This is a genomic window from Shewanella sp. HL-SH2, from assembly GCF_051164935.1.
In the GTDB taxonomy this organism is placed as follows: domain Bacteria; phylum Pseudomonadota; class Gammaproteobacteria; order Enterobacterales; family Shewanellaceae; genus Shewanella; species Shewanella glacialimarina.
This window is the reverse complement of the sequence record NZ_CP195035.1, coordinates 2,529,219-2,555,912: the sequence shown is the minus strand read 5'-3', so window position 1 is coordinate 2,555,912 and position 26,694 is coordinate 2,529,219. Positions and strand designations below refer to the sequence as shown.

The 26,694-nt window shown below is 41.3% G+C and carries 21 protein-coding genes, 1 tRNA gene and 1 pseudogene; 8 read left to right on the top strand and 15 right to left on the bottom strand.

From position 1 onward, the window contains the following. Nucleotides 1–79: 79 nt before the first annotated feature. The 5 genes from nadA to astE all read right to left on the bottom strand — a co-directional run bounded on the left by nadA (nt 80) and on the right by astE (nt 6,234). A complete protein-coding gene (gene nadA / locus ACRWP9_RS11055) occupies nt 80–1,147 on the bottom strand; it encodes a quinolinate synthase NadA (protein ID WP_434926059.1) in 1,068 nt (355 codons plus the stop codon). A 110-nt stretch (nt 1,148–1,257) separates the two neighbouring features. Further along, nucleotides 1,258–2,856 (bottom strand): dihydrolipoyllysine-residue acetyltransferase, encoded by a 1,599-nt coding sequence (locus ACRWP9_RS11050; RefSeq protein ID WP_434926058.1) that lies wholly within the window; start codon nt 2,854–2,856, stop codon nt 1,258–1,260. Between the two features lie 8 nt (nt 2,857–2,864). Beyond that, nucleotides 2,865–3,842 (bottom strand): alpha-ketoacid dehydrogenase subunit beta, encoded by a 978-nt coding sequence (locus ACRWP9_RS11045; protein ID WP_226409972.1) that lies wholly within the window; start codon nt 3,840–3,842, stop codon nt 2,865–2,867. Between the two features lie 3 nt (nt 3,843–3,845). Further along, nucleotides 3,846–5,024, bottom strand: coding sequence for a thiamine pyrophosphate-dependent dehydrogenase E1 component subunit alpha (locus ACRWP9_RS11040; RefSeq protein WP_434926057.1), 1,179 nt, complete (start codon nt 5,022–5,024; stop codon nt 3,846–3,848). Between the two features lie 166 nt (nt 5,025–5,190). Beyond that, nucleotides 5,191–6,234: a succinylglutamate desuccinylase gene (gene astE, locus ACRWP9_RS11035; RefSeq protein ID WP_434926056.1), complete on the bottom strand. Its 1,044-nt coding sequence runs from the start codon at nt 6,232–6,234 to the stop codon at nt 5,191–5,193. A gap of 203 nt (nt 6,235–6,437) precedes the next feature. Between astE and msrA the strand changes: the two genes are divergently transcribed. Beyond that, the gene (msrA, locus tag ACRWP9_RS11030; protein ID WP_226409975.1) at nt 6,438–6,917 is read left to right on the top strand and encodes a peptide-methionine (S)-S-oxide reductase MsrA; all 480 of its coding nucleotides are present in this window, start codon (nt 6,438–6,440) and stop codon (nt 6,915–6,917) included. 202 nt (nt 6,918–7,119) lie between these two features. Beyond that, complete coding sequence (trxB, locus tag ACRWP9_RS11025) at nt 7,120–8,073, top strand: thioredoxin-disulfide reductase (protein ID WP_235084919.1); 954 nt, start codon at nt 7,120–7,122, stop codon at nt 8,071–8,073. 133 nt (nt 8,074–8,206) lie between these two features. On the opposite strand, the gene ACRWP9_RS11020 is transcribed toward trxB, so the two are convergent. Further along, the gene (locus tag ACRWP9_RS11020; RefSeq protein ID WP_434926055.1) at nt 8,207–8,836 is read right to left on the bottom strand and encodes a GNAT family N-acetyltransferase; all 630 of its coding nucleotides are present in this window, start codon (nt 8,834–8,836) and stop codon (nt 8,207–8,209) included. A 179-nt stretch (nt 8,837–9,015) separates the two neighbouring features. Here ACRWP9_RS11020 and ACRWP9_RS11015 point away from each other — a divergent pair, with 179 nt between their 5' ends. Together ACRWP9_RS11015 and ACRWP9_RS11010 are read left to right on the top strand one after the other, a co-directional pair. Further along, nucleotides 9,016–10,212, top strand: a complete 1,197-nt coding sequence (locus ACRWP9_RS11015; protein ID WP_434926054.1) for an efflux RND transporter periplasmic adaptor subunit — start codon at nt 9,016–9,018, stop codon at nt 10,210–10,212. Between the two features lie 2 nt (nt 10,213–10,214). Further along, nucleotides 10,215–13,391, top strand: coding sequence for an efflux RND transporter permease subunit (locus ACRWP9_RS11010; protein ID WP_434926053.1), 3,177 nt, complete (start codon nt 10,215–10,217; stop codon nt 13,389–13,391). 60 nt (nt 13,392–13,451) lie between these two features. Here the strand turns inward: ACRWP9_RS11010 and ACRWP9_RS11005 are convergent. Beyond that, nucleotides 13,452–14,777, bottom strand: a pseudogene (locus ACRWP9_RS11005) (IS4 family transposase). Nucleotides 14,778–15,154: 377 nt separating this feature from the next. On the opposite strand from ACRWP9_RS11005, the gene ACRWP9_RS11000 reads away from it, so the two are divergent. The 3 genes from ACRWP9_RS11000 (at nt 15,155) to ACRWP9_RS10990 (ending at nt 19,094) form a co-directional block, all read left to right on the top strand. Next, on the top strand, nt 15,155–17,869 hold the full coding sequence (locus ACRWP9_RS11000) for a bifunctional acetate--CoA ligase family protein/GNAT family N-acetyltransferase (protein ID WP_434926052.1): 2,715 nt from the start codon (nt 15,155–15,157) through the stop codon (nt 17,867–17,869). Further along, nucleotides 17,862–18,461, top strand: coding sequence for a pentapeptide repeat-containing protein (locus ACRWP9_RS10995; RefSeq protein ID WP_434926051.1), 600 nt, complete (start codon nt 17,862–17,864; stop codon nt 18,459–18,461). The genes ACRWP9_RS11000 and ACRWP9_RS10995 overlap by 8 nt, the downstream gene beginning before the upstream one ends. A 111-nt stretch (nt 18,462–18,572) precedes the next feature. Beyond that, complete coding sequence (locus tag ACRWP9_RS10990) at nt 18,573–19,094, top strand: DUF1993 domain-containing protein (RefSeq protein WP_434926050.1); 522 nt, start codon at nt 18,573–18,575, stop codon at nt 19,092–19,094. Nucleotides 19,095–19,171: 77 nt separating this feature from the next. Here the strand turns inward: ACRWP9_RS10990 and ACRWP9_RS10985 are convergent, their stop codons facing one another. The 5 genes from ACRWP9_RS10985 to ACRWP9_RS10965 form a co-directional block, all read right to left on the bottom strand. After that, nucleotides 19,172–19,453 carry a YeaC family protein gene (locus tag ACRWP9_RS10985; protein WP_226409982.1) on the bottom strand — a complete coding sequence of 94 codons (282 nt, stop codon included), beginning with the start codon at nt 19,451–19,453 and terminating at the stop codon, nt 19,172–19,174. After that, entirely contained in the window at nt 19,450–19,767 is a 318-nt protein-coding gene (locus ACRWP9_RS10980) for a zinc ribbon domain-containing protein (RefSeq protein WP_434926049.1), read from the bottom strand. The genes ACRWP9_RS10985 and ACRWP9_RS10980 overlap by 4 nt, the downstream gene beginning before the upstream one ends. Nucleotides 19,768–19,791: 24 nt before the next feature. Beyond that, nucleotides 19,792–20,916 carry a M14 family metallopeptidase gene (locus tag ACRWP9_RS10975; RefSeq protein ID WP_434926048.1) on the bottom strand — a complete coding sequence of 375 codons (1,125 nt, stop codon included), beginning with the start codon at nt 20,914–20,916 and terminating at the stop codon, nt 19,792–19,794. A 118-nt stretch (nt 20,917–21,034) separates the two neighbouring features. Beyond that, entirely contained in the window at nt 21,035–21,697 is a 663-nt protein-coding gene (locus ACRWP9_RS10970; protein WP_434926047.1) for a response regulator transcription factor, read from the bottom strand. 168 nt (nt 21,698–21,865) lie between these two features. Then, nucleotides 21,866–23,656, bottom strand: a complete 1,791-nt coding sequence (locus ACRWP9_RS10965) for a DUF885 domain-containing protein (protein WP_434926046.1) — start codon at nt 23,654–23,656, stop codon at nt 21,866–21,868. 414 nt (nt 23,657–24,070) lie between these two features. Between ACRWP9_RS10965 and ACRWP9_RS10960 the strand changes: the two genes are divergently transcribed. After that, nucleotides 24,071–24,301: a hypothetical protein gene (locus tag ACRWP9_RS10960; protein WP_434926045.1), complete on the top strand. Its 231-nt coding sequence runs from the start codon at nt 24,071–24,073 to the stop codon at nt 24,299–24,301. A gap of 74 nt (nt 24,302–24,375) precedes the next feature. On the opposite strand, the gene ACRWP9_RS10955 is transcribed toward ACRWP9_RS10960, so the two are convergent. The 3 genes from ACRWP9_RS10955 to ACRWP9_RS10945 form a co-directional block, all read right to left on the bottom strand. Further along, the gene (locus ACRWP9_RS10955; protein WP_434926044.1) at nt 24,376–25,767 is read right to left on the bottom strand and encodes a DEAD/DEAH box helicase; all 1,392 of its coding nucleotides are present in this window, start codon (nt 25,765–25,767) and stop codon (nt 24,376–24,378) included. A gap of 87 nt (nt 25,768–25,854) precedes the next feature. Further along, nucleotides 25,855–25,942: transfer RNA gene (locus tag ACRWP9_RS10950), tRNA-Ser, on the bottom strand. A gap of 121 nt (nt 25,943–26,063) precedes the next feature. Continuing rightward, nucleotides 26,064–26,687 (bottom strand): YchE family NAAT transporter, encoded by a 624-nt coding sequence (locus ACRWP9_RS10945; RefSeq protein ID WP_434926043.1) that lies wholly within the window; start codon nt 26,685–26,687, stop codon nt 26,064–26,066. Between the last annotated feature and the right edge of the window lie 7 nt (nt 26,688–26,694).

Here is a 26,694-nt window from a genome sequence, read left to right as displayed (position 1 = left end):
TCAACCGATCAGTTTCTTAACTGATCGGTGTTAGACATGATGTCGGCTTTTTATTTTATCTTCACAACAAGCTTAACGCTTACGCGTTACCCTTCACTTTCATGTTCAATTCTTTGGCAAAATCTAGCATGCGTGTCAGTGGAATTAATGCTTTTATGCGTAGTTCATCATCGACAAAAATCTCGTGGTCTGTTTTATCCATATCAGATAACGAGGCTTCAATGGCTTGCAGACCATTCATCGCCATCCATGGGCAATGGGCACAGCTTTTACAGGTTGCGCCGTTGCCGCCGGTTGGGGCTTCAAGTAATATTTTACCGGGAGCCGCTTGCTGCATTTTATAGAAAATACCGCGATCGGTTGCGACAATAAACTTATCATTTGGCATGGTTTGCGCGGCTTTAATCAACTGACTAGTGGAGCCTACTGCATCAGCAAGTTCAACTACACTTGCTGGTGACTCTGGATGAACCAGAATTGCAGCCGTTGGGTGCAGCTTTTTAAGTTCGCGTAATGCCTTAGCTTGAAACTCATCATGCACAATACAGTCGCCTTGCCATAACAGCATATCAGCACCAGTTTGTTTATTAATGTAAGCTCCTAGGTGACGATCCGGTGCCCAAATAATTTTTTTATCTTGGCTATCTAAGTGCTCAACAATTTCTAATGCAATACTTGAGGTGACAACCCAATCTGCACGGGCTTTCACTGCCGCTGAGGTATTAGCATAAACCACCACTGTATGATCAGGATGCGCATCACAAAAAGTATTGAACTGCTCAATAGGACAACCTAAATCTAATGAACAGGTTGCTTCTAACGTTGGCATTAAAATGGTTTTTTCTGGGCTTAAAATTTTAGCGGTTTCACCCATAAATTTGACCCCTGCGACAATTAATGTTTTCGCAGGATGATCACGACCAAAACGAGCCATTTCTAATGAGTCAGATACACAACCACCGGTTTCTTCAGCCAAGGCTTGAATTTCAGGGTCGGTATAATAATGGGCAACGAGAACCGCATTGTGATCAATCAGTAATTGCTTAATGCGTGCCTTATAAGCAAGCTTCTCTGAAGCAGATAAGACTGCGGGTTTAGGCGGAAATGGATAATTAATCGTTTCGATTTGGGGTGCCGACAAGCTCATAACGGTTCCAATAGTGTGAATCTTGGGCGAATTATACGAAAACTCACCCTAAAACAAAAGGACGCATTACGCGTCCTTTATCAATTTAGCATTTATTCTGTATATGCTGACTAGCGCATAGCCATTAACATCTCTTGTGGCTGCTCTAAATAGTGCTTCCACAAGTTACAGAATCTCGCAATGGTGCCGCCATCAATCACACGGTGGTCGCCAGACCAACTGACTTGCATGATCTTACGCGCCTCAACTTCACCTTTGGCATTAAAACGTGGCAATACTTGTAACTTACCTAATGCCACTATAGCGACTTCAGGTTTGTTAATAATAGGCGTTGCGACTGTGCCACCTAATGCACCGATATTTGAAATAGAAATTGTACCTTCTTTCAAATCAGCAGGTGATACTCGGCCACTTCTTGCATCTGTGGTCAAACGGGTAATTTCAGCAGCAATATCTAAAATAGATTTTAACTGTACGTCCTTGACGTTTGGTACCAACAAACCCACTTTTGAATCAACCGCCATCCCAATGTTATGGCGAGATTTATAGGTTAACTCAGTACAATCGGCATTGACTTGGCTATTCAAAATCGGGAACTGAGTTAAGGCTAAAGACATGGCTTTCATAAAGAAAGGCATCATGGTTAGCTTAACTTCATCAGTTGAATAGCGCTGCTTCATCGTTTCACGTAATGCAACCAGCTCAGTTAAATCAAACTCTTCACAATAGGTAAAATGAGGAATAGTCGATACAGATTCAACCATCATTCGCGCCATAATGGCTTTAACGCCTTTAATTGGCTCGACACGATCTGCTGTATTAATAGTTGCTGTATTAACAGAGCTAGAAACTGTCGCTGAAGGTGCTGATGTCAAAGCGTTAACCGCTGGCACTGGCGCAGACTTAACAACTCCGCCTTGTTGATGACGTTCTACATCTTCTTTGTATACACGGCCATGCTTACCTGAGCCTGACACATCGGTAATGTTAATGTCTAAGCTACGCGCTAAACGACGTACAGCGGGACTGGCTAATGCTTTACCTTGACTAACGGGTTCAATAGAAACGCTTTGGTTTGCATTCAACGCTTGATGAGTATTTTGTTGAGCAGGTTCACTACTAGAAACCGCGCTAACAAACTCACTTTCCACTTCAATGGCAAACAAAGGTGAATGCACTTTAGCTAACTGACCTTTACGGTAATAATGCTTCACAATTTTACCGGCTTTCATTGCTGGTATTTGTACTAGCGCTTTATCTGTCATCACATCAGCAATGGGTTGATCTTCAACAACCATTTCACCTTCTGCAACTAACCAATCAACTAATTCACATTCAACAATGCCTTCACCAATATCAGGCAATAAAAAGTCTTCAATTGTTGTGCCCGATGCACTGGCACCTGAAACAATACTGGTTGTTGCTTCTTGCTGTAAAGGTGCCGCTTCAACTGTGTCTATATCTGTATCATCAGCTAATCTGACTGAATATAAAGGCGCATGTACTATCGCTATCTCGCCTTTGGCATAGTACAGCTTAGTGATCACCCCAGCGTTAGGAGCCGGTATTTGCACTAACGCTTTGTCGGTCATCACATCAGCTATCGGTTGGTCTTCTACTACTGTGTCACCTTCGGCAACTAACCAATCCACCAACTCACATTCAACAACGCCTTCACCAATGTCGGGTAAAATAAAATCTTTAATCATGCCCACTCCTAAAATGCCATTGTGGTTTTGATGGCTTCAAATGTTTTCAGCTCATCTGGCATATATTCTTTTTCATGAATAAGTGGATAAGGTGTATCTAAACCACAGACTCGATTGATCGGAGACTCTAAATGTAAGAAACATTCCTGTTGAATCGTCGCCGCGATTTCACCCGCAAAACCACCTGTCAATGGTGCTTCATGGTTTATAACTAAGCGGCCTGTTTTCTTAACCGACTTAGCCACAGTATCGATATCCCAAGGTGCTAAGGTACGTAAATCGATAATTTCGCATGAAATACCTTCTTTAGCAGCCATAGCGCAGGCTTTCTCAACGATTTCAACCTGAGCGCCCCAGGCTAAAACAGTCACATCTGTGCCCTGTTTAACCACGTCAGCTTTACCAAGTTCGATAATGTAATCGCCTTCAGGCACTTCGCCGACCGATGCGCGATATAAACGCTTTGGCTCGAAGAAAATCACTGGATTGGGATCGCGGATTGAGGCTAACAATAATCCTTTAGCTTGCTCAGGATTACGCGGTATAACCACTTTTAATCCCGGAGTTTGGGTAAAGTACGCTTCTGGAGACTGGGAGTGATAATGACCACCAGCAATACCACCACCATAAGGTGTACGGAAGGTTAATCCACCCACATTAAACTCATTACCACTGCGATAACGGAATTTAGCCGTTTCATTGACGATTTGATCGAACGCTGGAAAAATATAATCTGCAAACTGGATCTCAGCTACCGCGGTCATGCCGTGTGCAGCTAAACCGTTAGCAAAACCCGCAATACCTTGTTCGGTTAGTGGTGTATTAAAGCAGCGATCACGACCAAACTGCTCTTGTAATCCAGAAGTTGCTCGAAAAACACCACCGAAGTGGCCAACATCTTCTCCAAAAACTACCATGCGCTCATCGGCTTTCATGGCAATTGATAACGCCTCATTGATGGCGTGTAACATATTCATTTGAGCCACGGCTTATAGTCTCCCTGCACTTTTTGGATAGGCTTTAGGATATTTGTTGATGTGTTCTTTCAACTCTTTAAGCTGCTTTTTCAGCACTGCTGTTGGTTGATCTAACACATCTTCAATAATTTCATCTAATCGAGGTACAGGTATCTTCTCGGCGACTTTCACCGCAGCAAGCACTTCTTCACGATATTTCTCGTGGGCTTTACTGTCATCAGCTTCGTTAATCCAACCTTTATTGATTAACCATAGCTTGAAGCGTTTTACCGGGTCATGTTGTTGCCATTTTGCTTCTTCATCTTTAGAGCGATATCCCGATGGATCATCTGATGATGAATGCGCACCAAGACGATACGTCATGGCTTCAATTAATACTGGTGCATTGTGCTCTAATGCATAAGCACGCGCTTGCTGTGTTGCAGCCAGTACAGCCAACATATCGTTACCATCAACACGAATAGTATGCATGCCATAACCTACACCGCGACTGGCAATACCGTTACCCGCGAATTGCTCTTCTGTTGGGGTTGAAATAGCATAGCCATTGTTACGGCAGAAAAAGATGACTGGGGCTTTTAACACCGCCGCCATATTTAAGCCTGCATGGAAGTCACCTTCTGATGCTGCACCTTCGCCAAAATAACAAATAGTGACATTACGCTCGCCTTTTAGCTTTTGCGCATATGCAACGCCAGTAGCTTGCGGTATTTGAGTGGCTAAAGGAGATGAAATAGTATGGTAATTAAGCGCTTTACTACCATAGTGGATTGGCATTTGACGGCCTTTACCCAAATCTTTTTCATTACTGAACATCTGATTCATAAATTGTTCAGTGGTAAAACCACGATAACGCAGTGCAGCATGCTCACGGTACTGAGCTAAAATCACATCACCTTGGTCTAACGCAGCAACACTACCAATAATGGCCGCCTCTTCACCGGTACAGGTCATATAAAAGCTAATACGCCCCTGGCGCTGTGCACCTAACATACGTTCATCTAAAACTCGGGTAAATATGCAAGTGTCATAGATTTTCGCCGCTAAATCTTGATCGATAACGGGTAACACTGCGTTTTCGTAAGTGGTGCCATCTGCCTGTAAAACACGCAAAATGGGAATGTGCAATGACGCCTTGTCGAGAAAGCTGACACGATGCACTGTTTCGTTGCTCAGTGGTGCGTTGCTCATAATGTGCTCTTGTTCTTGTGAGATGCTACCTCAAGAGTAGCAGTCTAATTATAGTTTGCCGACAAACATTACGTTAACGTAAACTTCCATACAATAGTTTAGCCAGGCCATTAATGAATTCTTAGTCTGTTAAATTGTATAATTTGCTTTACGCTAACTCAGTAGCCTACTGTACATCTTCATTTGGTGCAGGTACTAGGCACAATACGGTTCGTTGACCTATAGGTACTTTAGCATTAGGAAACACTATCGCCTCGACTTCTTGTTGCACTTTTATCTCAGTGCCTGCCTCTGTTGCAAGGATTTCACCTTGGTTAAATTGGCTAAAATTGGGTGCATCATTAGCAAAGCTGAAAGCAAAATCGTCAGCACTTTTATTAATTGAACGCGATACTTTGTATAAATTCAATGATGCTGAATTATAGTCTGGCAATTTGACTACATCTTGGGTAATTAACGCCGTTAACATTTTGTGGGTATCTTCAAAACGACTCATATCGTTTTCACCAAAAGGCATCACTTTACCCAGCTCGACTGTAAATGCATCGGCCTTGAAGTGCTCAGAAGAGTAATAGCTGAATGTGGTTGTGGGTTCATGGTGAAACAATATGGTGTCAACGCCACATGCAGCTAAAAACATCATTTGCTCACCACTAAACGCTCGACCTGGGCGGTAAGGATAAATAGCAAATTTTTCATGTTTTGATGGGCGTATCGCAGTATGCAAATCGTAATGAATACGTTGACTGCCTGATGCGCCATTATTGAAAAAGTCGGCCACATACTCTTCTAAAGCTTTGGCACGAATACGCTCAGCATTAACTAAACCCTGTCCTTTTGAATGGGCACCGCTAAATAAACGGTTCATATTCTCTTCAAGAAAACGGGTTTTATTGAGTATTGCCGAAGGATTGCCAATTAAAAACAATAGTCGATGTTGAGTAATAATAGTTTCACTCAATAACGACTTTATCAGTTGATTACAAATCTCAATCGGGGCGGTTTCATTACCATGCACAGCACACGACAGTACAATATCTTTTTTAACCGTGGCTGATGAATTTAACGGGGTAAATACAATCACACCAGTATCAAGAATATCAACTTGGGTTTGGTCCCCTAAATGAAAATGGTATTGCTGTGGCAGAGATAGCGGGCTTGCTAAAGTAAAAGCTAGAAAATCTCTGGTGTCCATAAGCGGTAAAGTCAATTTAAGCTCCTTGTTGTTTTTATTATGCAAATCTGGACAGTTTGCTTGTATTTCCTACGTCTAATTCTACCACAAGCCAAACAAAATGAAATTGATCGCCACTAAACTGCAGTTAAAGACGAATCAATGCTTGCAATAATGGTTAAACTTGAACACAATTATAGCCATCTAGACTTCTATTAAAACTTTTGTAAGGGTGTGTCATGGCGTTAGCAACTTTTGGTGCGGGTTGTTTTTGGGGTGTTGAATACTTTTTTCGTGAAATTAACGGCGTAAGTAATGCTACCTGTGGGTATATGGGCGGAAAAGATACTGCAACAACCTATAAAGAAGTTAAAACTGGCTCAACCGGTCATGCTGAAGTCGTTCAAGTTGAATTCGATCCTGCTGTGGTGAGCTATGATGATTTGTTAACTGTTTTTTGGCAAAATCACAACCCGACACAACTGAATATGCAAGGTGGCGATATCGGTAACCAATATCGCAGTACTATTTTCTTCCATGATAAGCAGCAAAAAGCTGAGGCTGAAGCGTCTAAGTTGGCCTTTGCACGTAGTGGCCGTTGGGGACAACGCCATATAGTAACTGAAATAGTGCCTTTACAAACATTTCATATCGCTGAAGATTATCATCAAAATTATTTAGAAAAAAATAATCTGCCTTCGTGTCATATCGCATATTAATGACCTGACAATATCAAGGTGTCTGTTGATTAATACATCACTGACACCATTTATTGACAGATTAGATTGCCTCAATCGATTATCAATCATAACCGCACCCTTTACCCGCTTTGCTAAATTCCCTACAATCCTGCCTAATTGCATTTTTATTGATTGCACTTTTTTTATTACGCAATGTATCGTATCTAATCGGAGAATTAACATGAGTGAAGCTCGTCATAGTAACCTATTGATTTTAGGTTCAGGCCCAGCGGGTTATACCGCTGCAGTATATGCAGCGCGTGCCAACCTAAAACCTGTCATGATCACAGGTATGCAACAAGGTGGTCAATTAACCACGACAACTGAAGTTGAAAACTGGCCTGGCGATGCTGAAGACTTAACCGGTCCTGCACTAATGGAACGTATGCAAAAGCATGCTGAAAAGTTTGATACTGAAATTCTTTTCGATCACATCAACGAAGTGACTTTAACTGAACGTCCATTTCGCTTGAAAGGCGACAATGGCGAATACACCTGTGACGCATTAATTATTGCCACCGGTGCATCAGCTAAATATCTAGGCTTACCATCAGAAGAAGCCTTTATGGGCCGTGGCGTATCAGCTTGTGCTACCTGTGACGGTTTTTTCTATCGCAACCAGAAAGTTGCTGTAGTAGGTGGTGGTAATACTGCGGTTGAAGAAGCGCTGTATTTAAGTAATATCGCCTCAGAAGTTCATCTTATTCACCGTCGTGACAGCTTCCGCTCTGAAAAAATCTTAATTAATCGTTTAATGGATAAAGTGGCTAACGGCAATATCATTCTCCACTTAGATGAAACTCTAGAAGAAGTGGTTGGTGACAACATGGGTGTAACCGGCCTGAAGAAGAAAAGTACCAAAGACGGTTCAATCACTGACTTAGAAGTCGCTGGCGTATTTATTGCCATTGGCCATAGTCCTAATACTGGTATTTTTGCCGGTCAATTAGAAATGAATCACGGTTACTTACAAGTGAACAGTGGTTTACAGGGTAATGCGACCCAAACCAGTATTGAAGGTATTTATGCCTGTGGTGATGTGATGGACCAACATTATCGTCAAGCTATTACTTCTGCTGGTACAGGCTGTATGGCTGCATTAGATGCAGAACGCTACCTAGACGCACTTAAGTAATCATTTCTGTTCGCTTTGATCCTTGGATTGAAGGGCACAATTAAAAATGCCAATCGCAAGATTGGCATTTTTGTATGTAGATCTTTGTCAGTGAGGATAATAATCTTACGTTCGCTGAGGTACTACATCACGGCTATTTGTTAAGCGAAAGACGATAAAAAACCACTTGCTGATTGTCAGGAACATCAGGATGAGCTTGTTTTTTAACAAAGGTCATGCCCAACTTTTTCATAATATTAATTGAGCCAGTATTATCTTCATCGGCTATCGCACTCAATGAAGTGACTTCGGTATGATTCGAAACAAGATCGGAAACGGCCTTGGCCGCCTCAGTGGCGATGCCCTTTCCCCAGGTAGATTGCTTAAAACGCCAGCCGAGCTCAATGTCATGTAAATGAGGATTATCAGTAAAAAAGAACATCGGCCTCACTAAAATCCAACCTAAAAACTGCCCAGCCCGCTCTTCTGTAACTCTGTTGCTCTCAGTAGTAACAAATGCGGCTTTAGCAATAACCTTCCATAAACCATATCCTTTTAGGGGATTATGATAGCGGCGTAGTCTGGGCATAAAGCGTTGTTCAATGTCTTCCATGGTTGTTTTACGCCCACCATTAATGTAACGCATCACGGCTTCATCTTGATCAAGCTCAAACAGTAAGTCTTGTTCATTTAAAGACATTTGTATCAAGCTCAGACGCGCAGTTTCAATAACAGTAGGTACCGATTCGGCGGTGATAGGCTGACAAGCGTGATCATTTTCCATTAATATCTCGTATTTATTCGCTTATTGACACACAAGTTTACACATTGAAATAACACACAAACAACATATAGATTAATATAACCTTAAATATGCTTGGAAACGAAACTGCAACCAGGCTAAAAAGATAAAACTGACAACAATCATTACATAAAAATAATCAGATAAATTGAGGAAGAGTCGTGGCGACAAAAAAACAGATTATATTACCCATAGTTGTCTTAGGACTGGGTATTGGCGCATTAGCAGGGATTTCAGCTTTAAAAAAGCCGCCTGAAGAAAAACCTGCACTGGATACCACTCCTTTGGTTTCAGTCGAAGAGATCCAATTTCAGCCAATGATGTTTAACGTATCGTCATATGGTGTAGTTAATCCGAAATATAATACCAATTTAGTGTCACAGGTAATGGGTGAAATAACCTATTTATCTGATTCATTTGTCAAAGGTGGATTTGTTAAAGCTGGCGATATTTTAGCTAAAATTGATGCCAGTGACTATGAAGCCGATTTATTAGATGCTCAGGCCAGTATTGCTTCGGCAAAAGCAGCCTTGGTACAAGAACGCGCTAACGTAAAAGTGGCTGAAACAGAATGGGCTCAAATTAGTAACGGAACGCCTACTGATTTAAGTCTACGTAAACCGCAATTAGCACAAGAAATAGCAAAATTAAAAAGTGCAGAAGCGGGCTTACATCGCGCACAACGAAATCTTGAACGAACGGTTATCCGCGCTCCATATGATTCATTAGTCTCTAGCCGAGAAGTGGGTTTAGGCTCTTATGTTAGCAAGGGCACACCTGTCGGGGCACTATTAAGTACTGACATTGCAGAAGTCCGCTTACCGCTAGCAGATAAAGAAATTCAATACCTTGAAGCCAAAGGCGTTAATGCCACTGTTGAACTAGTTGGTAACTTTGCCGGCAGTAAACAAGAATGGATCGGTAAAATCGTTCGCAGCGAAGGCGTTGTAGACAGTAAAAGCCGTATGACCTACTTAGTCGCTGAAATTGTTGATCCCTATGGATTAAAAGCCGACAAGCGCGAATTACGATATGGCACTTATGTTACCGCCAATATTAGCGGTGCAAGCGCTGGAGAAGTTACCATTGTTCCTCGTCACCTGATTGTTAACGGTCAAGTTGCTATTATGGACGATGAAAAATTATTACGTTACATAGATGTCACTATGCTGCGTCAAGAAGGCTCTAAAGTAGTTATTTCTGATGGTCTTGAAAATGGCATGAAACTGATTACCTCAGCATTAGATTATCCTATTGAAGGCATGAAGCTAGCACTGCCAGAAGACAGGATACTGCAAAAAGAGACCCAAGATGAAGCAGCACAAAGCACTGAATTAGCAATGGATAGTGAGGATTAATGATGGAGGACACCAATAAGGGGCTAATTGCCTGGTTTGCGCGTAACTCTGTTGCAGCTAACCTGTTAATGATCATTATCATCATCGGTGGTTTACTCACCGCCAACTCTATCCGTAAACAGTTTTTCCCTGCGGTAGAAATTAACTGGATTGAATTCAGCGCAGTTTATTCAGGCACGGCACCACAGGAAGTTGAGGAAGGCATTACGGTTAAAATTGAACAAGCACTTGAGCGGGTTCAAGGCCTTAAAAGAATTATCACTTATTCAAATAGAAACATGGCAAATGGCTATTTTCAAATTGAAGATGAGTATGATCCACAGGTAGTGTTGGAAGAAGTTAAGTCTGAAATTGACTCAATCTCTACCTTCCCTGCTGGCATGGAACCGCCAAAAGTAGAACAAATTAAAATACGTCAAGAAGTCATGTACCTCAGTTTATATGGCGATTTAGAGCAACGTCAGTTAAAAGATTTAGGTGAGCGTATTCATCAAGAGATGATGCAACTGCCAGGGGTTAATATCACCGAATACTATGGTGGTTTGGCGTATGAAATTAGTATCGAAGTCAGTAAAGATCGTTTGCGTGAATTCGGCCTAAGCTTTAATGATGTAGCAGAAGCGGTACGCGGCTATTCTCGCAATATGTCAGCGGGACAAATCAAAGCGGAAAACGGCTATATTAATCTACGAGTAGAAAACCAGGCGTATGTCGGTTATGAGTTTGAAGATTTACCACTGCTCACACTAGAGGATGGCACTACCGTATTAGTCGGTGATGTCGCAACCGTCACCGATGGTTTTGAAGATGGTATTCAGTACTCTAAGTTTAATGGTAAAAACTCAGTCACTTTCTTTATTGGTGCTGCGCGTAATCAAAGTATTACCGATGTCGCTGAAACTATCCGTACCTATGTAGAAAAGAAACAGAAATCTCTTCCCGCCGGTGTCAATTTTGAGCCTTGGGTAGATATGACCTATTACTTAGAAGGTCGTTTAGACTTGATGCTAGACAGCATGAAAACCGGTGCAGTGCTGGTGTTTTTAATGTTAGCGTTATTTTTACGTGTGCGTCTCGCCTTTTGGGTCATGATGGGTTTACCTGTTTGTTTCTTAGGTACGCTGCTCTTTATGCCGCTGTCGTTTATCGACGTCACCATTAACGTGATCAGCTTATTTGCCTTTATTTTAGTGCTAGGGATAGTAGTCGACGATGCCATTGTAATGGGTGAAAGTGCCCACACAGAGTGTCAAGAAAATGGTCAAAATGTAGAGAACGTTATTCGCGGTGTACAGCGCGTAGCTATGCCTGCCACATTTGGTGTATTAACCACAATTGCCGCATTTTTACCGATAACCTTAGACAATGGTCCTTCAAGTGCCTTTGGTCAAGCTATTGGTTATGTTGTTATTTTATGTTTGTTTTTCTCTCTAGTTGAATCAAAACTGATTTTACCTTCGCATTTAGCCCATATGAAAAAGCCTAAAGTGGTTCAGCCAGGGTCTAAAAATCCATTGGATTGGTTACGCAATGGGGTTAACTATGTGCAATCGCACGTTGATACTGGCCTAAGCTGGTTTATTGAAACCGTTTACCGCCCGAGCTTAGAAGTGGCGGTTAAGTACCGCTATACCGTGATAATGGTGTTTATTAGCTTAATCCTGATCTGTGTTGGCTTATATGCTGGTGGCTTAGTCCGCTTTATCGGTCAACCTAAAATTCCTCACGATTTTCCACGTGTTAAAGTGGAAATGAATGTCGATGCATCCGAAAAAGCCACTCTTGAAGCCGCATTAGCCATTGAATCTACCTTGTATAATGTCGATAAAGAACTGGTTAAAACCTATGGTCAAGGCATGATTGCAGAAATGCAGATAGATCTTCGCGGTCGTACTAGCGCAGAAATTATGACTAAATTAGTCGACCCAAGTATACGTCCTATCAATACCTTTGAAGTGGCTGAGCTATGGCGTCAAGCCATGCCGCTTATTCCTGGGGTCAAATCCTTCACTATACAAGACAGTTTATTTGGTGGTGGCCGAGAAGATGGCGATATTAGTTTCCGCCTAGAAGGTAAAGATGAATCACAACTAGTGGCAGCCTCCCTTGCACTAAGAGACAAGCTTGCCTCACTAAAAGGTGTGAGCGACATCAATGACAGCCGACAATCAAGTGCTAAAGAAGTGCAATTTGAACTAAAGCCATTGGCCCACAGTTTAGGACTGAGCTTAGCCAATATTGCGGGTCAGGTCGGTAACAGTTTTTATGGATTAGAAGCACAACGTATTATTCGCAACGGCGAAGAAATTAAAGTCATGCTTCGTTACCCTGAAGAGCAACGTAACTCTATTGCGTTAGTGCAGGATGTATTAATTAAAACCAGCCAAGGTGCAGAGCTTCCACTATCGGAAGTCGCTGAAATTTCAGTGGTACAAGGTGTGAACAGTATTCGACGTGAAAACGGTAACCGGACTATTAACGTTTGGGCTTCTGTGGACGCAGAGCAAGCTGAGCCATTCAAGTTAGCCAAAGATATACGGGATAATTTTATCCCTGAACTATTGGCTAAATATCCACGAGTAAAAAGTGAAGTCTCTGGCAGTATTCAAGAACAATTAGACAGTGCAGACACGCAAACCCGTGACTTTATTATCTCTTTGCTGGTGATTTACAGCTTACTTGCTATTCCACTGCGCTCGTATTTACAACCTATCATGATCATGTCGGTGATCCCATTTGGTGTGATTGGCTCGGTTTTAGGACATATCATCTTAGATATAGACTTAAGTGCCCTGTCAGTATTTGGTATTATTGCCGCAGCAGGGGTTGTAGTTAACGACAGTCTGGTGATGGTGGATTATGTCAATAAATCGCGAATACAAGGGGTGCCAATGAAGTTGGCAGTATTAAATGCGGGCTGTAGACGCTTTAGAGCCATTATGTTGACATCATTAACCACTTTTATTGGCTTGGTGCCTATTATGGCTGAAACCAGTATGCAGGCTCAAATGGTAATACCAATGGCGGTGTCACTGGCATTTGGTGTCTTGTTTGCGACCGTGGTCACTTTATGTTTAATACCTTGTTTGTATATTGCGATTGAAGACAGTAAAAGCATGATGCGCAAACTAATTGGTATTTATGTACCGGAGAAAAATACTCATCAGGCATCCACATAACGTGTAGGTTTGAGTGGTTTATTAAAATAAAAATGCCAGCAGATGCTTAACACCATTCAGTTAAGAGTTTCTTCTCTTAACTGGATAGCGGGTTTTGTTAATTCGAACGGTCCTACTTTTGGGCCGTTTTCGTTTTTTGGGCAAGATAAATTGCTTAACGTTTTCCCTCATTGCTTTGAGCTTTTTAGGGATTGTTCCTGGCGAAGCAATTGCACACCACATCAACTCATCCTGTATATAGCGCATCGCCATTACAAAGCTAATCCGTAATGGTGACACTTCTGCCTCTTTAGCGATTTGGCTTATTTCAACTCGGATCAAGTTGTACGCTATCAGTAATCCCCAAATCTCCTGATAAATGCCTTCAACTGTCTGACTTCTTAATAAAATACTCTCATCAAGTTGATATTGCTTGATTTCTCCATAGCCATTTTCTATCTCCCAGCGTTCGAAATAGACTTCTAATATATCTTGAGAGGAGTATTTGCTTCTATTGGTTAATGAACTCAGCACACCTGTAATATGATTGCCCTGGGATTTTTCTTGATAGGTCACTAGTCTCGCATGCCACTTTTCAGGTAGCTCTGGGTTCTTTTTTCTCGCTTGTGGTGATACTGGCATCTCAACTAGATAATCGTTGTCAGCGTATTGCTCGATGACTTCAAAGCGTGTATTACTTTTGAGTGGTGTAAGCCAATGGCTATTCTAGTTGGCTCCCCACCAACTTGTCATAAGATCTGCACTAAAGTAACAACTATCAAAAATAGTGAGAGAATTAGCTGGAACTGATTCAATTAGCTCTCGAGCATAACTAATTTCCCCTTTACTACACGGACCAAATTTTACATTTCTTATCATACGACTTCGTAATGACATGAGTGCGCATAAGCGGGCTACTGGGTATACGGACTGCTTCCTATGCTGATTACTGATATAGCCAAAATGCTCTGAATTCTCGGTATTTTCTGCACATCGAAATGTCGTTCCATCAACAGAAAATAACTGAAGACCATGCCATGTATCTTGGCTGTCTTCCCTATGACACCAGTGTTTAGAAGTGATATCAAAAAGGGCTTTAAGGGGAGCGGCTGTCAGTCGCTGTCTGGCTTGCGGGATAGCACTTGGTGCAACGGTTTCTCCCAACTTATCAACTAACGTTAAGTCGAGCTTGGAGACGACTTCAGCGATGGAACGATTTCGGTAGAGGCCAATTCCAACGATGAGCCAAACGACTAATTCTGCTGGAAGTTTTCTGCGCCTAATACTTGCTTTGTTGGTTAGCTCCAAAGCTTGTTCAATCCATTCCAACGGCAATTCTTTTTGAAAGATAGATAGTTCTTCGGGGGCGACAAGTAATTCAGTATCAATAAGCCAGTTAGACAACATAAAAAATGACTCCGTTCAAAAGAAGGAGCCATTTTCGTAGGATCATTTTTGCTGTCAACCGATCAGTTTCTTAACTGATCGGTGTTAAGCAGATGCTGGCTTTTTTATCGTTCAATGTTACGCCTATAATGATTAGCATAAAAATAACTACAAATAGAATATGATTTGTGCCTGTTATAAGATTAACAAACATAATGACTGCGATTGAAGTGTTATTCTAGGTTGTGGGTTTTATACGACAAAACAACAAAGAGTAATTAATGTCCCAGCCTGTCTTAATATGGTAGATAGGTGGACATACATCACTAGTTAACAGCTTATCTCATCACGATATATGCTTACAAAGCTAACGCGTTGGATTTTAAAGGGAGCATTAAATGAGTCAACGAAGTATTCTTGCATTGTTCAAGCCGACATCAGTGGCTGTAATTGGCGCTTCTGACTCTCCTACCCGGGCTGGCCGCGCCGTGATGCGCAATTTATTATCCGGGGGCTTTTCTGGCCCAATAATGCCTGTCACCCCAAAATATACTGCGGTAATGGGCGTATTGGCCTATCCAAGTATTGAAGCCTTGCCGGTAAAACCAGACTTGGCAATTATCTGCACCGCCGCTCACCGAGTACCAGCAATAGTTGAACGTTTAGCCCAATTTGGCTGTCAAGCGGCCATCATTATGGCCAGTGGCATGGCAGATACCTTTGATGAACAAGGCCAAAATTTATTACATCTTACCCTGCAACATGCAAAACGTTACGGCATGCGTATTCTTGGCCCCAATAGTCTAGGCATGATCCTACCCACTATTGGCCTAAATGCCAGTTTAGCCCACGCCAGTGCCAAACAAGGTAAAGTGGCTTTTGTATCGCAATCATCGGCAATTTGTACCACAGTTTTAGACTGGGCAAACAACAAAGACATTGGATTTTCATCGTTTATTTCACTCGGTGATGGCTCAGATATTGATTTTGATGAATTACTGGATTACCTCGGCCGAGACAGTAAAACCTCAGCTATCATGCTTTATATCGATTCAATTAATGATAAACGCCGATTCTTATCTGCCGCTCGGGCAGCATCACGTAATAAACCTATATTCGTGATTAAATCAGGCAGGACCCATGAAGGTTCAAAAGCCGCCATGATCCACACAGGTGGTGTACAGGGCAATGATGCGGTATTTGAAGCCGCGTTTAAGCGTGCAGGTATGTTGCGTGTTAATGACCTTATAGAACTGTTTGCCGCAGTGGAAAGTTTAGCACATGCCAGTGTGTTAAAAGGCGAACGCCTTGCAATTATGAGTAATGGCGGCGGCCCTGCGGTACTTGCCGCTGATGAACTGATTATTAAAGGCGGTAAATTAGCACAACTGTCACCAGAGTTGATTAACGATTTGCATCAGCAACTGCCTAGCACCTGGTCGAAACAAAACCCTATTGATATGGTCGGTGACGCTAATGCAAATCGTTATGGTGATACCCTTAAACGGCTAATGGGTGAAGATAATATTGATGCTATTTTAATCCTACACTCACCGTCAGTGTTACAACAAAGTGAATTAATTGCACAAAATGTTATTGATACTTATCAGCAGCATCCACGTAAAAATAGAGTCAACATTTTAACCAACTGGAGCGGTGAAGACTCAGCATATCTTGCGAGGAAAAAATTCAACAAAGCCAGCATTCCAACTTATCGCACACCTGAAGGGGCTGTGCGCGCCTTTATGCATATGGTGGAATATCGTCGTAATCAAAAATTACTGCAAGAAGTGCCACAATCTATTCCAGACAATATTCCGACAGACAGCGTAACAGCCAGAAAGCTGTTACAAGCAGCACAGCAACGTAACCAGTTAGTGCTCGGTACCTATCAAGTCAGTAATATATTAAAAGCCTATGGCCTGAATACTATTGATACCTGGTTTGTCAGTGATATTGAAGATGCAGTTGCTACGGCAGATGCTGCTGGTTACCCGGTTGCCTTAAAAGTGCAATCACCTGATTTACAATATAAGTCAGATGTTCACGGGGTCATGCTTAATTTAACCAGCGCAGAGGAAGTGAGTCAGGCTGCTCATTCAATAATAGATCGGGTTCATCAAATTAATCCTAGTGCACATATTGAAGGATTAGTCATCCAGAAAATGGCCTTAACCTCAGGGGCACAGGAAATTCGCGTATCAGTGATCAACGACCCTGTATTTGGGCCAGCAATTTGCTTAGGAGAGAGTGGCACACTGTGGGACCCAACCCAAGATGCTGCGGTAGCATTACCACCGTTAAATATGGCGTTAGCCCGCTATATGGTGATCCAAGCGTTAAAAGCCAACAAACTACGCGATAGACACCTACCGCTTGGGCTGAATATGAATGCGCTATGTGTGATGCTAACCCAAATATCACACTTAATTATCGACTGCCCTGAAATTGCCGAATTGGATCTCAACCCTGTGCTAGCCGCGGGTGACAATATTACGTTACTCGATGTTGATATGCGATTACATCCGCTGGGGTATGATACAAGTAATCGACTGGCTATTTTGCCCTACCCTAAAGAATTAGAAGAAACCCTGATCCTAAAAAATGGTTTGAAAGTCATGTTAAGACCTATTCTGCCTGAGGATGAACCTAAACATATGGACTTTGATAATTCATTATCTGAAGAAGATCGCTATAAACGCTACTTTGGTGTGCGCTCTAAAATGACCCATGAAGAAATGGCAGTACTCACTCAAATAGACTACTCCCGTGAAATGGCCTTTATTGCCACCACAATATTGGCCGATGGCCAAGAGTTAACCTTAGGCGCGGTAAGAGCCTCTACCGACCCCGACAACACAGAAGCAGAATTTGCTATGGCCGTTCGCAGTGACTACCAAGGTATTGGTTTAGGTAAGCGGTTATTGGAAAAATTAATCCACTATTATCGCAATAATAACACTCCGGTATTGACCGGGTTTACCATGTTTGAAAACCGTAACATGGCCAATTTAGCCAAATCTCTCGGCTTTCAAGTCTCGTTTGATATGGAGGAACATTTAATAAAAATGCATATGCCTTTCGAGCCAAAAAGTAGAGATAAAAGTGATTAAAATACAGGATAATCAACAATACTATAATCAAGCTTTTAATGAGTTAGTTATCGGATCCCGACTTATCTCTGGGGCAGAGTTTGAACAATGTGAGTTTAGCGCTTGCGATTTTGCTTCTACCACCTTTGCCCATTGTAAATTTATTAACTGTCATTTTAATCACTGTAACTTCAGTTTGGCAAAAGTCGATTACTCGCAGTTTCTAGAAGTGAGTTTTATAGAATGTAAAATGATCGGCATTAATTGGACAAAAGCCAATTGGCCCAAATTTACTGTTAACCCTGAATTATCTTTTATTCGCTGTATTATCAATGACAGCTCCTTTTTTGGATTAACCTTGCATGGCCTTATCTTAGAAGAATGTAAAGTCCATGACGTTGACTTTAGGGGGGGCGACTTTACCCACTCATGCATGACCTATTGTGATTTTAGCCACAGTTTATTTATGCGTACCAATCTACAAAAAGCTGACTTTGCTGAGTCTACTAACTTCAATATTAATGTACTTGAAAATACCCTTAAACAGGCCAAGTTCTCACGATATGAGGCCTTAAATTTATTAGACAGTTTGGGAATTGAATTAGTCGACTAATGATTTGAAATATTGATTTTAAATGAAAAACTTTAACGGCTTTACCTGCTTTTGTGTTATCACTAACAACCTATATGCTGCCAGTTTGCAGCTTTCATTGAGGATGCCTCCATGCTATACGATTTAACCGTAGTACAATTTAGTAAAATGCTTAACAACTTAAACCATGTTCTTGATAAAGGTGAAGCATTCGCCGCACTTAAACGTGTTGATATCGCAGTGTTATTGAACTCTCGCTTAGCTGCTGATCAGTTTAACTTGATCCGCCAAGTACAAATCGCCTGCGACACAGCTAAAATTGGCGTCGCTAGATTAACAGGTAAATTAGACTCTGCGCCAAAACATGACGACAGCGAAACGACGCTAGCAGAACTCCGTTTACGCATTACTTCAGTACTTGAATATCTGGATGGTTTTAGTGAGGCTGATTTTGCACACGCTGCTACCATTCATATCTCTCAACCGCGCTGGGAAGGTAAATATCTTACCGGTTATGAATTTGCCATTGAACACGCTATTCCTAACCTGTACTTTCACATCACCACGGCTTACGCCATATTACGTCATAATGGTGTAGAAGTGGGTAAGAAAGACTATTTGGGCGCCATGCCTTACAAAGCACCAATACTTTAAGTCGGTAGTTATCTCAATCGATAAAAAATGCGAGCTTATTGCTCGCATTTTTTATCACAGATAAATCGCAAACACGACTACATTTCTGGTTCTTTAAACTCAGCGATGGCTTCGCCTTTAAACTGCTTTTTCAATTCAGTTTTAGACAATTCATTAATCGCCCCACCAGCACCAATAGTGAAGTGGTCAGTCTGCTTCAGCTTGCGCGCTTGATAAAGCATAACGACTTGTAGTGTTGACTCACGTTGAGCTTCAGACAAAACCGTACCATCTTCCCACTTACCTAGTTCAGTGGCTGACACTAATCTGTGGTAAACTTCTTCTGGCATTTCATCAATGACTTTATTGATATCATTCATACTGATTTCCGTTTGTGTAACACGAGTCTTACTCGGGTAATAAAATAACCTACAAAACCAACAACAAAACAAGAAACAGCCACAATAGCTTGTAAACCTTGTGCTTGCTCCCCTCCCCAAAACCAAGCTACTGCCCCAGCAATGAACAGTGATAAAAAAATCAAACTGTGATTCATCAATTTATTCGATTGCTGAATATGACTGATTTTAGTTAATGACTCAGTACTTCCTGCCAAGCTCACTTTACAGTGCTGACATTCCTTAGCCTTGCTAGAAATGCGTTTTTGACATTTAGGACATTCAATTAAGGCCATAAATAAAAACCCTTATGTTACTATTTACAGTTCATCTACTACTGCTAACATTGCTAATAGTGACGCTTCACCTAGATAAATACTACGCTCTGGCGACCAACCCACAAATGGATCAGATAAGTTAGCATTGTCTTTAAATGGCATTTCTAAGGTGTTGGATAAACACTTAAACGTATTCGCAACCCAATTTGAACCTACGGTTAAATTCGCTTTACCGGGTTCATCTTTTGCATAACCATATTGTGTTTGGAAATCAGCGCTAGCAAGTTGCAGCGAAGACACAAACTTACTTTGAAGTTGCGCCATTTTATCTGTGTAGTGAGGCACACCTTCACAGCCCGCGACAAACACATAAGGTAGACCTTCGTCACCATGGACATCATAAAATAGATCAACACCGGTTTCTTTCATCTTATTGACGACATAAAACACTTCAGGGCTTTTTTCTAAACTTGGTGTTTGCCATTCACGGTTAAGGTTAGCGCCAACGGCGTTGGTGCGTAAATGACCACGTACGCTGCCATCTGGATTCATATTGGGTACAATATAGAAATTAGCTTTATCTAGCAGAGACTTGGAATTAGGATTGTCGCCATCTAATAACTGACTCACCAAACCTTCAACGAGCCATTCTGCCATAGTTTCGCCGGGATGTTGTCTTGCGGTAATCCAAATGCTTTTCTTATCTTCGTCATCATCACCAATTTTTAACAAGGTCATATCACGACCATCAAGGGTCAGCCCTAAGTGTTCTAGACTCACTGATGGGTGTAACTGTACTTCACTAATGAAGTCTAAATGACGTTCATAGCTATAGGGTGCAAAGTAAGCAATTTGAATAGCCTCACAATCTAAATCGACTGTAATAGTTAATTTACCATCTTGGTACGATGTGGGTAGGCGGAACCAATGTTGACGATCATAACTTGCCACTGCTTGGTAATCTTCCCAGCCTTTAGGGTAAGATGCTGTGCCGGCATTATTGATGTGCATGGTGTAAGTTTGACCCACAGAACCTTCTAAACGAAAGTTAAACCACTGGTAAAACTCACCACCGAAATCTGGTCTTATAGCAAGCTGAATATCATTGTGATTATCGATGTTAATCACTTCAATATTACCGCCATCAAAATTTGCACTGATCCGCATTAGGGTATCCTTTAGTAAGTTGCTGTCTCATTTTGTCTACAAGTAAAAGATATTATTGATGTAAGTAGACTCATTTTTATTGTCACAGTTTACCAAATACCGCTATTAGTGGGAACCGTTAAAAGCTAAAGCTATAGCCTTGACCTCTGACTGTATTGATCAAATCACGGGGTAAATTGCGACTCGCTAGTTTTCTGCGGGTATTACTAATATGCATATCTAAATTACGATCAAATTTACCTAATGGTTTATGCAACACACGTAACTGCAACTCTTGTTTGGTTACCACCTCACCTTGGCGCTCATAAAGATATTTAAATAGCCGATATTCGGTATTGGTTAAGGTGATTTTATTACCATTACAGTTTAATGAGTAACTTGGATCATCAAAATGGATCATTGTTTGCTTTTCAGCATTACTGACTAGATTACTTCGCCGTTTTATAACGTTGAGTCTTAATTGTAACTCACGCAGATTAAAAGGTTTTGATAAGTAATCATCTGCACCCAGCTCTAGTGCGTTAATTCTTTCAAAATCATCATTATCACTTGCAAGTGTAATGATAGGTGTAGAACATTTTCTGGCCATAAGTAGCCAAAATGATTCCATTTTAGGCACTGACAAATCAACTAATACAACATCAAATAGCTGAGTTTCTATATTAACTAGCGCTTGGAATGCATTATTAACCACAATGACCTGATAACCAATTTCAGTTAATTGCGCGCCTAGATCAAAACCTATTTCGAGTTGTTGATCGATCAATAATATTCTTTTCACAAACACACCACAAATGATAATTATTTGCATTAAGATTAACATGCCGAGTATCGTTAATCTACTTTTTACGTTAAAATGGATTGATAATGAGATCTTTATTACTTTTTTGAAAAACAAAAAAGCCTGAACACTCAGGCTTTTGTCGTTGGTTGCTGGTTTGGTTATCAGTTATTTCATCAACTGGCGTATGTACTTCACCGGTGCGCTACCGTAGCTTAAAAACTGTTCATGAAACTGTTTTAAATCAAAATCAGCCCCTTTTTCAGCTTTTAACTCTTCTCTGAAGTCATAAATTTCACGGTAACCTGAATAATAACTGGTTAACTGCACCTGGCTTAATGTCGCACGACGCCACTTCCCTTCCGCTTCAGCGCGCTGCTGGAAAGCTTCATTCTCCATTAGAGCAATAGCATCTTGCTCGCCCATGCCTTTAACTTGAATGCTGTAATCTAAAATAGTGTTAGCAATAACGCGTAAATTCCACTTGTAGTACATTAACCACATTTCAGGCTCAAAATTACCATAACCCTCTTCAAGCATCATACGTTCTGTATAAACCGCCCAGCCTTCAACCATTGCACCATTACCAAATAAGCTTTTAACTAAACTAGGTGATTGATTTGAATATACAAGCTGGGTGTAATGACCAGGGATCGCTTCGTGGATATTAAGCACCTGTAAAATCCAGTGATTATATTCACGTAAATAGCTTTCGGCAGACTCATCAGTCATATCATCAAGGGGGGTCACGTTATAATAAGTATTACTGCCCTTTTCATATGGCCCAGGCGCACTAATTGACGCGCCAGCAAAGCCACGCATATATTCAGGCGTTTCACGCACGACTAATGGCTTTTTAGGATCAAGGGTAATGAGTTGCTTATCATTAACAAACTTAACTAACTCTGGAATTTGTTTGCGTACATCATCGACAAAGTCTTCACGTTTCACATGCTTTGATGACAACACATCAATAAGTTGTCTGATGGCCAATTTGTCATCCGCAGGCTTTGCTGTATCAATATGTTTTGCCCAAATATCAGTAGTGATTTTGGCCATTTCTGCTTGAACACGATTCTTATCTTCAACGGCTTTATCATACAGTTGTTTCGCTGTCATACCGGCTTGAATATCTAAGGCAAACTTTTGTTCATACAAGTCTTCACCAATTCTAAAGTCACGGCTGCCATTGGCTTGTAAGTCTGTTTCTAGAACGGTTAACCAATCGATGTAAGTATTTATAGCTTGTTTTGCGCTATTGAAGCGACTGGTAAACATGGCTTTTTGTTCAGCATTTAAGCCTGACTGGGCAACCTTGTTAGCTAAATCGTCATTAAGTACTGAAAAAGCGCCACGGTTTTGTTGAATCGCTAATTGAGTGTGTGCCAATGTGGGGTTGTTGATATTATCTTTAGCAGCTTGATAATAAGCCGGCACACTTTCTAAACGCGCAATAACAGATATCAGGCGCTCATCTAATGGGGCAAAATCTTCATTAATGATTTGTGCAAAGCCACCAGCAACATTATAACTGGATGGATCCCATTGCCATGATTTGAATGTGTTTACTTCCCACTCAAACTTATTCACTAGATTTTCAAGTAATTTATAATCAATCAGTTCATTGGCAGATAAAGTGTCTTGATTAAAGGTATTTAATAAACCTTTTTGTTTTGCTACAAATGCGAGGGTTTTGTCACGACTTGCTTGGTTAGGCACATCAAGATAGCCATCGTTAATATGCTTACCGTTGTACATTGCCCAGGTTGGTGCTAAAAGCCATAAATCGTCAATAAAGCTCTGTGAAAAATCAGCAAACGATAATTGAGTAGCTTGTTGAGATGATACTGAATTCTGCGCTGCCTCAGCTGACGCATTACTGGAAGTGACTGGGTCTTGGCAGCCAACAAGTCCGGTAAGCACTGCCGCTACTGAAAGTGAAATTAACGCCTTTTTCATATAATGCCTTTATTGTGTAATTATTGTTTAATTAACCTAAATACGATTAATGCCACTAGTTTGTACTCATTAGTACTCAGGTGCATTTTTGTGCTCGTTTAAGGTTAGAATATTTTGCAAATAGTTAACCATTTTTCAATGTTATTTGCAGTACAATTTGTACTTTTGACACTTCTTGTCACACAATTATTGATTGAATTACAAAGCCAATAGACTTACATGTGACTTATTCATTTAACATTAACCGCGGACCGATTTGAGGCTATAGTGCCTAAACAAAAGCCGTAAGCTGAGATTTAGCCATTTTATCACTGTGATAGGCTTATGAGTCGCATTTTGGTGACAAATGTCACTGGTTTAAACGGTTGAATAGAATCAATATAAGAATACAAACAACATCAGTTAGGAAGCATTATGAACCCAGCTACTTTAGCGTTACTTATTCCGATCCTCGCAATTCTAGGCAGCTTTATTGTCAGTATAATGAAACTCAGAGAGCAACAAATACGTGCTGCCAGTGAAAATGACAGCCATAATAAGTCGTTACAGAAGGAAGTGAGTGCACTGCGGGATCGTGTTGAAATTCTAGAGCGGCTTGTCACAGACGATTCATATGACTTAAAACAAAAGATCAATAACGCTTAACTAAGGCTCACGCAATAACAACCCATATCTGTTATTGCGCGGTCTTGAATATTTAAACGTTTTCGTTGTTAAGCTTAACCTTTTGGTAAACCCCATGGATTTAACGGTAACGGCTTATCAGCGCGACTTGAAGTGTCAGTTCTTGATGACGATGAATGTTGATGTTTAGCCGTTTGCTCACCGCTTCGAGTCTCGCCACTAAAATTAGGTGCAGAGCGGCCTCTTGCAGTCTCCTTACCTTTATTTAAAGATAAGCTCACTTGAGGTGCTTTATCTTTGTTTGCTTGATGTCGAGCTTGGGGAACAAAGTTTAAGACTGAAATAGGTATAGGCCTTTTCGGCTCAAAACCTTCTATTACTCTACGTTCAATTAGCTCACCCATTCGGCTTTCAATCATACACAGATTTTTAAAGTCATCGTTCGATACTAACGAAATCGCTAAGCCACTTGCGCCGGCTCGGCCTGTTCGCCCAATACGATGAATATAATCGTCAGCAGGAAAAGGTAAATCATAGTTCACTACAACCGGTAAATCATCAATATCAATACCGCGCGCAGCGACTCCCGTAGCGACAAGATATTGAATATTGCCTTGTTTAAAGTCAGCAAGCAGTTGTTCGCGCACAACTTGACTGCGTCCGCCGTGAATACATTCAGCAATTATGTCACGCTTAGCAAGTTGACTTACAAGCTTTGCTGCACCTTGTTTAGTTTCAATAAAGATCAGCGCTTGTGGCCATTGCTGTTGTTGTATCAAGTAACTTAATAATGCCGACTTTTTATCTTTATCAACCGTGGTCAACCATTGCTCAATTTTAGGCTTAGTTGCCACTTGTTTATTCAAGGTTATTTCAACGGCATTACGTACCGCAGTTTTTGCTAGTACTCTGACTTGATTTGACAGTGTGGCTGAAAATAATAAGTTTTGTCTGTCCTCTGGCAGCTTCGCCAGAATCTTATTAATGTCTTCAATAAAGCCCATATCGAGCATACGATCAGCTTCATCAAGCACTAACACTTCGATTTCATCAAAGTGTAATGCGCGTTGAGTATACAAGTCTAATAATCGGCCAGGTGTAGCCACCACAATGTCAACACCGTCTAACAATGCTGCTTTCTGCTCTTTACTGTCAATGCCACCATACATTGCCATAGAACGTAGCGACAAACCTTGCGCATAACGTTCAATATTTTGATGCACTTGGGATACTAGCTCACGGGTTGGCGCTAATATCAGCGCACGCATTCTTTTTTTGCGCCCTGTTTCGCCTTTGGCCAATTTATCTAAAATTGGCAATACGAAACTGGCGGTTTTACCCGTACCGGTTTGTGCCGCCGCAATAACATTTTTTCCATTTAGGATTTCAGGGATCGCTTTTTGTTGAATCGCGGTCGGTGTCTCATAACCTAATGTAGCTAGGTTATCGATAATAGTGGGATGTAACCCAAGGGATAAAAATGTCATAGAAAGGTGCTCAAACAAGGTGATTGGCAAGGATTAGAAGTCATTATAAACAAAAAAGACGTCCGAAGACGTCTTTCTTTTAGAATATGGCGGTGACGGAGAGATTCGAACTCTCGAAAGGTTGCCCTTTACACACTTTCCAGGCGTGCTCCTTCAGCCACTCGGACACGTCACCTTAAGATTGTTTAAAGAGTCAATCACTCTGCGGCCGCTACTTTACGCAAATGGGGATGGTGGGTCAAGCTAAAAAGCCGACCCGGTTAGCGTTTGCACAATTGCTGTGCAACATTAAGCATTTAGCCCATAAGTTGAGGGAACAAACCTTTAACACCCGCAGCGATGACTTCGATACCTAAAGATAACATTAATAAACCCATCAAACGCGTGATCACGTTAATACCGGTTTTGCCCAATAGTTTAAAAATGGCCGGAGCCATGTTAAACAAAGACCAACTGAGTAGGCCAAATAACAACACGGTACTAAACATACCGACAAAATCGATTAAGGTGTTATGTTCTGCAGCAAATACGATAACCGAACTAATCGCACCTGGACCGGCCATTAAAGGCAGTGCTAATGGCACAACCGCAACCGACTCCATACCCGAAGACTCACGATCTTCCTCCTGGTTTCGTTTAACTTCACTGATTTTACCTTGCAGCATCGACATCGCGATAATACAGATCAAACTACCGCCAGCAATCCTAAACGCTGACAGTGAAATACTGAACATGTTCAAAATATGCTGACCTGCGATAATAGTGACAAATAAGATAACCACTACGGCAAAGTTAGCCACTCTGTTAGTGTGTCTTCGCTCTAGGTCTGTCTGATGGCTGGTTAAACTGACAAAAACTGGCAGTAAACCAACAGGGTTAATAATCGCTAAAAGCCCTAAAAAGAACTTTATGTAAAGCATGTAATCC